Annotated in this window: 7 protein-coding genes; 5 read left to right on the top strand and 2 right to left on the bottom strand. The window is 41.8% G+C overall.

All coding sequences use genetic code 11. The features are described 5' to 3' along the window. Positions 1-1,315: 1,315 nt before the first annotated feature. From H5202_RS15755 to H5202_RS15745, 3 genes are read left to right on the top strand one after another with little or no spacing between them, the layout of a single operon-like run. The gene (locus H5202_RS15755) at positions 1,316-2,341 is read left to right on the top strand and encodes an HlyD family secretion protein (RefSeq protein ID WP_182772913.1); all 1,026 of its coding nucleotides are present in this window, start codon (positions 1,316-1,318) and stop codon (positions 2,339-2,341) included. Positions 2,342-2,356: 15 nt separating this feature from the next. Continuing rightward, on the top strand, positions 2,357-5,113 hold the full coding sequence (rbbA, locus tag H5202_RS15750; RefSeq protein ID WP_182772912.1) for a ribosome-associated ATPase/putative transporter RbbA: 2,757 nt from the start codon (positions 2,357-2,359) through the stop codon (positions 5,111-5,113). Between the two features lie 3 nt (positions 5,114-5,116). After that, positions 5,117-6,241 carry an ABC transporter permease gene (locus H5202_RS15745; RefSeq protein WP_182772911.1) on the top strand — a complete coding sequence of 375 codons (1,125 nt, stop codon included), beginning with the start codon at positions 5,117-5,119 and terminating at the stop codon, positions 6,239-6,241. Between the two features lie 96 nt (positions 6,242-6,337). On the opposite strand, the gene H5202_RS15740 is transcribed toward H5202_RS15745, so the two are convergent. Continuing rightward, on the bottom strand, positions 6,338-6,568 hold the full coding sequence (locus H5202_RS15740) for a hypothetical protein (protein WP_182772910.1): 231 nt from the start codon (positions 6,566-6,568) through the stop codon (positions 6,338-6,340). Between the two features lie 381 nt (positions 6,569-6,949). Here H5202_RS15740 and H5202_RS15735 point away from each other — a divergent pair, with 381 nt between their 5' ends. After that, positions 6,950-7,396 (top strand): Hsp20 family protein, encoded by a 447-nt coding sequence (locus tag H5202_RS15735; RefSeq protein ID WP_182772914.1) that lies wholly within the window; start codon positions 6,950-6,952, stop codon positions 7,394-7,396. A gap of 144 nt (positions 7,397-7,540) precedes the next feature. Here the strand turns inward: H5202_RS15735 and soxR are convergent, their stop codons facing one another. Then, a complete protein-coding gene (gene soxR, locus H5202_RS15730; RefSeq protein WP_182772909.1) occupies positions 7,541-7,981 on the bottom strand; it encodes a redox-sensitive transcriptional activator SoxR in 441 nt (146 codons plus the stop codon). A gap of 101 nt (positions 7,982-8,082) precedes the next feature. On the opposite strand from soxR, the gene H5202_RS24310 reads away from it, so the two are divergent. Next, positions 8,083-8,192 (top strand): VOC family protein (locus tag H5202_RS24310; protein WP_443019422.1); only part of this gene is annotated, 110 nt, incomplete at its 3' end.

The raw sequence follows: 8,192 nt of genomic DNA, 5'->3' as shown, positions 1-8,192 counted from the left end.
AGGACTTATCAGTAGCCAACCCAGAAAACATCGCTACAAGATAGTGAATGATGAGCCTACAATCGCGCCTAACTTGTTAAAGCGACAGTTTAACGTTGACGTCATAAACCAGGTTTGGTGTGGTGTTTGATGTGGTCAAGTAAAACTGTACACAAACAGGGGGCTATTATTTAGCGGGCTTTGTTACGTCTGTCATTTGTTGAAATTACGGTTTGGTTAATATGAGCATAATGCTTGTGTGGACGATATACCCATGCGAAATAGGTCATTTTCAGGCGCCTAATTGACATGAAAGAGTCGTGAAACTGCCCGCTATTATGTAGCGGGCTTTTTTACGTCTGTAATTTATGGTCAACATGTATCAATGGTATTAGGTCATGGCAATAGTGTGGCCGATATGCCCATGTAAGAGTTGGTCATTTCTAGGCGCCTAATTGACTTGGAAGAGTAGTGATAAGTCCGTTACTAACGTAATGGGCTTTTTTACGTCCAAAATTTGATCGTATGTTGTTAATGGCTTCTTATTGTCGTGGAGATAATATGCCCATACATCAATTCTCTTCGGAGGATATAAATAGCCGCTCATTCCCGTGCGTCAAATTGACTTGAAAGAATCATCAAACAACCCGCTATCTTCTAGCGGGCTTTGTTTGTGTCTATAACCTAGATAATATTTATAACATTGGTATGTAGGGGGTTAACTGAGTTTTAGATTGATTTTATCAACACCGATTGGTATCAGACATGTTAATCGGCAAAATAATTAATGAAGTTGAGGAGAATGGTGCGATTTTATTAGTTTAATATTTGTTCAATAGCACCGACTTATTAGCCAATAATACGGCCTAGATCAAAGTTTGCTTCAGTTTGTTGTTACAAAATAAATTTAGGTTCTCGATTTTATTTATAGTGTGGGTTGAATTAGTCGCCGTTAATCAACTTGCCACTCAGTAATGACTTGGAGGTGGAGAACTTTCGAATAATAAATATATCGACAAATGTTATCCGGATTTAACGGTGAGGATAGATAGCGTTTTATCTCCGCCGTAGGGTTTCCATTCTGAGTGATGCTAGGTCAATTACGTAGGGTTATTATCTCTGCTTATTTTAGTGTGTGATAGACCGATGCATATCTAGGCTCTCTGGCCGAGGATTTATTTTTTTAGCAGTAGCAGCAAAGGCATTAAATAGGCATGTAATAAGTATAGTTGATTAAAAATAGCTTAAGTCAAATGCCTTTGATTTAAGTTCATGCATTGCTAGTTACCAGCTTTGAAATGATAGTTATTGTTAAATAAAGAAGGATTTTTAGACAATGAATAACACTATTAAGAAATCAATATATGGTGGTGTTTTAATAATTGGCATCGCTGGAACTTGGGCTGTATGGCAGTATTTTCAAGTACAACCATTAGGTGCTGGATTCGCCTCAGGTAATGGAAGGGTTGAAGCAGTACAGGTTGATATATCGACAAAAATTGCAGGACGAGTCGATACAATCATGGCGCAGGAAGGCGATCTTGTTCAGGCTGAACAGGCTGTCGCGAGAATCAATACAGATCAACTGCGAGCTCAGTTAATCGGTGCAGAAGCGAACGTTGCTAGCGCAGAAAGCCAGGTCGCATCCGCTTTGGCAGCCATAGAGCAGGCAAAGGCGGAACAATTACTGGCTGAACAAGAGTTGCATCGGGCACGCGAGTTGGTCAAAAATAATCACATCAGTAAAGAAACCTACGATACACGAGTCAGTCAGGTAGCCGTTGCCAAAGCTGCCCTTGAGGCTGCAAAAGCTGGACTAGTATACCGAGAACGTATGGTCGATGCAGTGAGGGCTAGCACTACAGAGATCCAGACTCAAATCGACGATTGTGTTCTCAAATCACCGGTTATTGGCAGAGTTATTTATCGACTTGCCGAACCCGGTGAAGTGCTAGGAAGTGGTGGTAAAGTGCTAACCGTTGTGAACCTCGCCGATGTCTATATGGAGGTCTTTCTTCCGTCAGCTCAGGCTAATAGCATTGCTATCGGTGCAGAGGCTCGAATTAAGCTGGATATCTTAGATTTCGCTATTCCTGCGTCTGTCAGTTTTGTGTCACCGGAATCCCAATTCACACCAAAGCAAGTTGAAACACTCAGTGAACGCGAAAAACTCATGTTTCGTGCCAAAGTACGAATACCGCAAAATTTAGTCCAGAGCCATATTGATGATGTAAAGACAGGGGTTCGCGGGGTTGCTTACATTCGTCTGACCACAAAATCCGGAGAAAAACCTGCTCCATGGCCGGACTTTCTTCAGAAATTACCACCGCAAGCCGAACCCGTCTCAGTCAATAATAACTAATGTGGGTGCAGTACCATGGACCAACAAGATTATCCTATCGTCTGCATTAAGGGTGTTACGCATACCTATAAGAAAGTGAATGCTATCGAAGATGTGTCACTGACCATTCCTTCTGGGATGATGGTTGGCCTGCTCGGTCCCGATGGTGTTGGTAAGTCGACGCTATTGGCCCTTATTTCGGGTGTTCGCAAGTTACAGCATGGCAGTCTTGAGGTGCTTGGTGGTGACATGGCTTCGGCTCGCCACCGCTCCGAAGTTGGTCCTCGGATTGCCTACATGCCCCAAGGTCTGGGCAAAAACCTTTATAGCGAGCTTAGTGTTGCCGAAAACCTAGATTTCTTTGGAAAGTTATTTGGTCAGGGGGCTTCTGAGCGTAAAGCTCGAATCGATCGTTTGACTAAAGCAACAGGGCTTCACTCTTTTCTATCAAGGCCAGCGGGTAAGTTATCTGGTGGCATGAAACAAAAACTTGGGCTCTGCTGTTCGCTTATACATGATCCAGAACTGTTGATATTGGATGAGCCGACGACTGGTGTCGACCCATTGTCAAGGCGACAATTTTGGCAACTAATTAACGCTATTCGCAGCGAAAGACCCAGCATGAGTGTGATTGTGTCCACTGCGTACATGGACGAAGCAGAAGACTTTGACTGGCTGGTTGCAATAGATGCTGGACATGTTTTGGACACAGGTACTCCAGCAGAGCTAAAAGCCAAAACCAACACCAGTAATTTAGAAAAGACGTTTGTGCGCTTACTACCGGAAGGGAAGCGGGGAAGTGGTAAAGAGCTTGTTATCCCTCCATTTGAAAAGACTGCTGGCACACCTGCTATCATAGCGAAAGGATTGACTCGACGCTTCGGTGATTTTACCGCTGTGAACAACGTTAGCTTTGAAATTCAAGCTGGCGAGATTTTTGGTTTTCTCGGTTCTAACGGTTGTGGCAAGACCACCACAATGAAAATGCTGACGGGTTTGCTGCCAGCTTCTGAAGGTGAGGCTTTTTTATTCGGAAAGTTAGTTGATGCGAACAATCTAGAAATGCGCAAGCGTGTCGGATTTATGTCACAAGCTTTTTCGCTGTATGGCGAACTAACGGTGATGCAGAATCTAATCTTGCATGCTCGCTTATTTCATCTGTCACCGTCAAAAACAACAGAGCGGATAAATACGCTGGTTGACCGTTTTGGTCTGCGCAAACAAATAGATGATCTAGCTTCATCGCTGCCACTTGGCATCCGTCAGCGGCTTTCGCTCGCGGTTGCGGTGATCCATGAGCCCGAAATGCTCATTCTTGACGAGCCTACTTCAGGTGTTGATCCTGTCGCTCGTGACGAATTTTGGGAGCTGCTTGTTGAATTGTCACGTCGAGATAAAGTGACCATATTTATTTCTACCCATTTTATGAACGAGGCTTTACGTTGCGATCGCATTTCGCTTATGCACGCTGGTGAAGTACTTGTTTATGATGAACCGCAACATCTAGTAGAAGCCAAAGGTGCAGCCTCGCTTGAGGAAGCATTTATCAATTACCTGAAAGATGCCATTGGTACGACAGCCGAAGAATCAACTGCTTTGGCTTCTGTGCAGCCAGACGATTCATCAACGTTAATAAGTTCACCTTCAACCACATTAAAACGCCACTATTTTAGCTTGAATAGGTTATTGGCATACAGCTATCTCGAAATGATGGCGGTAATGCGTGACAGGATACGTTTGGCATTTGCCTTTTTTGGCAGTGTGATCTTGTTGATTGTTATTGCTTACGGTATATCTCTGGATATTGAGGATCTCACTTTCGCCGCGCTGGATCTAGATCGTACTCCAGAGAGCCGCCAATATTTAAGTAACTTTCAAGGGTCACACTATTTTATTGAGAGACCTGAACTTCAAAGCAAAGATGAACTTGAATGGCGTCTTAAGTCTAACGATATAACTTTAGCGATAGAGATCCCACCCGGTTTTGGCCGTGATTTAAAGATGGGCGAAACGCCTAGCATTTCTGCTTGGATTGATGGTGCTAATACCACTAGAGCAAGCACCATAGAAGGATATGTCACTGGTGGCCATATACGCTATCTTACGCAGTTAGCAACAAATGCAGGCATCGATGCAAGTGCTTTATATAAAGTGGATCTACAGTCTCGATATCGTTATAACCCATCATTTGAGAGTATTTTTTCTATTGGGCCGAAAACACCTGCCTTGTTGTTACTCTTTTTCCCCGCAATTTTGATGGCGGTAAGTATCTCGCGTGAAAAAGAGGTTGGCACGATAACCAACTTTTACGTCACGCCGACAAACAAACTTGAATTTCTGATAGGTAAACAGCTGCCATATATCGGCATTGGTATGGCTAACTTTTTAATTCTGACATTCTTAGTGGTATTTTTGCTACAAGTACCGCTGCAAGGCAGTCTGCTGGGCTTAACTGTGGGAGCTTTCTTTTACGTTTGTGCTTCAACGGGTATTGGGCTAATTGTTTCCGCGTTAACTAAAACACAGGTTACCGCAGTTTTTGCCACTACAATTGTGTCGTTATTACCCACAGCACTTTTCTCCGGGTTAGTTCAGCCAACATCAACGTTAGAAGGCGGGGGATATCTTATCGGTATGGCGTGGCCCGCAACCTATTACATGCATTTGAGTGTCGCTGCATTTACCAAAGGATTGGATTTCTTTGCCCTAGCAGGGGATTTAATGATGCTATCCATTTATGGTCCGCTCTTTGTCGTTTTGGCTGCAGTATGTTTGACAAAACAAGAGGCATAATTGATGAAAACCTGGAGTAACATTTTTTGGCTCGGTACTAAAGAGTTACGCAGCGTTCTTGGTGACGTTGTTATGGTAATGCTAATTATTTTCCTATTCAGCGCCCAGATTTATTCACGATCAACAGCCATCAGCGAGTCGGTTAATAACGCTTCGATTGCCATTGTCGATGAAGACCACTCTACGCTTTCTCGTAGCATTGCCAATGCTTTTTACCCGCCTTATTTTAACCTTGCAGAGCAAATCTCTGCTACTGATATTGACCAAGTTATGGATCAAGATCGTTTCATGTTTGTGGTCTCCATTCCACCAAGGTTTGAAGCAGATGTTCGCGATGGGCGCTTGCCGAGTGTACAGATAGATGTTGATGCTACCGCAGTGACTCAAGCGAGCCTAGGTAACCACTATATTCAAAATATCATAACTAACGAGGTAAACTTTTTTGTTAATCGTTCCAATGAAACAACGACTTATCCAGTGACATTAGTTCAACGCCGTGCCTTTAACCCAAATGGTACTATGACGTGGTTTAGTTCGATTGGTGCACTGCTCGATAACGTAACCTTGCTGGCCATAATACTGACCGGCGCTGCGTTATTGCGTGAGCGTGAACATGGCACCATTGAGCACTTGTTGGTTATGCCGCTAACTTCGTTTCAAATTATCATGTCGAAGGTATGGGCTAACGGATTAATTGTTTTAGTTGCTTTCTCGTTATCATTGTTCTTTATGGTTGAGACCTTGTTAGATGTACCCATTGCAGGATCTCGATGGCTACTACTTGGCGGGACGACCATTTATTTATTTGCAGCAGCAGCCATCGGTATCTTTCTCGGTACAATTGCCCGTACGATGGCACAATTTGCACTACTGTTGATGATAGTGATAATACCCATGATGTTACTCTCGGGAGGGATCACTCCGATTGAGAGCCAGCCTGCTATTATTCAACCATTTACATGGCTTTTCCCTTCGCGCCACTTTATGGCTTTTTCTCAGGCCGTTGTTTTTCGGGGTGCTGATATCAGCATAGTGTGGCCAGAATTACTCAATATCATTAGTCTAGGGGCTATCTTTTTTGCTTTTAGTCTTGCGCTTTTCCGTCGTTCAATTGCCGTGAGTAAGTAGTTTATATCCTTACTTTTCATATTATGAGTTTAATGCCTTTAAACCACAAAACCACCAATTCGGTGGCTTTGTTATGTTGGTCATTTGATTATTTAATTATGCGTTATTTATTTTTTGCTTTAGGTCATAAGCATCGTCGGTAACAACACGTTCAAGTACTTCAATTCGTTTACGCAGGGCGCTTATTTCATCATGGAGGGCTTTATTGTTAGTTGCTAGTTCTGCCGTTGTATGTGATTGGCGTTCTTTAAGCTTCATTATAGTGACAATAAAGCTACCTAAAATGGCCAGAATAGGAATTAATAATGCCAATGTTGGTGGGTTCATAAAATGTCCTTATTTGTCGTTATTTGTTATTCATTATAGTGACATTTTCAAACAAGATTACTAGTGACAAAAGTCATCATTGTGAAATGAACACCAGTTTAATCATTATGGTATAAAATGATTTTATTTTAATAATAACGTTAACCATTGATTTAAAGTCTATTTATATTTTTTATTATTTTTAGCTAATTTTTTCATCCACTGCACTTGATATCTTACCGGTGGTCCATATATCTAATTCTGTAGTAGAAACGAATCATGAAATGCTCGATTGAGGTTTCAGTAAACTTGCTACCACAGTGCCGTAAGGGCTGTGAAAACCAAACACCACAAACATACAGTGGTTATTTTTTACATATTGCTTTAGACAAGGGTATGAACATGCGTAATTTTAATATTTCTCCAGATTTAACACCTCTTTACCGTAGTGCAATTGGTTTTGATCGTTTAGCACAACTTGCTGAACATGCAGCAGCTAACAATAGCAACAGTGGGTATCCTCCATATAATATTGAGCTTTTAGGCGAAAATCGTTATCGGATCACTATGGCGGTAGCGGGTTTTTCTATGCCAGAACTCGATATTATGAGTGAAGGTGAAAAGCTATTAGTAAAAGGTAATAAGACTGCTAATACTGATGAACGCAAATATTTGCATCAAGGGATTGCTGAGCGTGGTTTCGAACGTACTTTTCAGCTAGCGGATTATGTGCGGGTCGTCAGTGCAGAATTAGAACACGGTTTATTAAATATTGATTTAGTACGTGAAATTCCAGAAGCTATGAAACCTCGTAAAATAGATATTGTGACTACCAAAACGCTTAGTTAAGCCTTTATTGTGAGTCTAATACGATTAGTGGCTTAGGTGTTAACAGCATTTAAGCCATATTCCCAACCTAGTAGTTTATCTCCCCCCTAATTTAGCTAATTGCTTACGCCTAGTTTGTTATTAAACTAGGCTTTTTTGTATTTATCATTTATGCAAAAGCACTGGGCCAGGGCCTTGTTCTACAAGAATATCGTTTGGATTATACAGTGGACAGTTTTTCATCGATAAACAACCGCAACCGATGCAGCCTTCGAGCGAATCTTTCAATTTTTGCATCTGGGCTATCCGCAACGTAAGTGATTTATTCCAAACATGTGATAATTCTGCCCAGTCTTCTTTAGTCGCTGTTCGTTCATTGGGTAAAGCAGCAAAAGCATGCTTGATATCATCCAACGATATCCCTAATTGTTGTGCAGCTTTAATGAGCGATATTCGCCTGATAACGTCTCGCGTATAACGACGTTGATTACCATTATTGCGCCAACCGCTGATGAGACCTTTTTGCTCATAAAAGTGAATCGCAGAGATGTTTATTCCACAACGTTTGGCGACTTGGCCAACACTTAGTTCTGTATCTACTGACATTCAACCTCCGATTATTTTTATCATTTTGGCAAAAATAACGCTTTACCTCAACTTAACTTGAGGTATTAAGCTGTGTTGCACAAATAATAAGGAGATAAGTAATGCGATTAGAACATTTAAATTTAGTAGTTAATGACTTAGATGAATCATTAGTATTTTATAAAGCGGCATTTCCACATTGGCGAGTACGTGGTGGCGGCGAGTCTATTTG

The sequence above is a fragment of the Shewanella sp. SG41-4 genome (assembly GCF_014164505.1).
Taxonomy (GTDB): domain Bacteria; phylum Pseudomonadota; class Gammaproteobacteria; order Enterobacterales; family Shewanellaceae; genus Shewanella.
The sequence above is the reverse complement of the archived record's forward strand: the minus strand, read 5'-3'. Positions and strand labels throughout refer to the sequence as shown.

Bases quoted from the DNA above. Each gene is read 5' to 3' on its own strand.
- H5202_RS15755 (WP_182772913.1), top strand. From the start codon at position 1,316: ATGAATAACACTATTAAGAAATCAATATATGGTGGTGTTTTAATAATT.
- rbbA (WP_182772912.1), top strand. From the start codon at position 2,357: ATGGACCAACAAGATTATCCTATCGTCTGCATTAAGGGTGTTACGCAT.
- H5202_RS15745 (WP_182772911.1), top strand. From the start codon at position 5,117: ATGAAAACCTGGAGTAACATTTTTTGGCTCGGTACTAAAGAGTTACGC.
- H5202_RS15740 (WP_182772910.1), bottom strand. From the start codon at position 6,568: ATGAACCCACCAACATTGGCATTATTAATTCCTATTCTGGCCATTTTA.
- H5202_RS15735 (WP_182772914.1), top strand. From the start codon at position 6,950: ATGCGTAATTTTAATATTTCTCCAGATTTAACACCTCTTTACCGTAGT.
- soxR (WP_182772909.1), bottom strand. From the start codon at position 7,981: ATGTCAGTAGATACAGAACTAAGTGTTGGCCAAGTCGCCAAACGTTGT.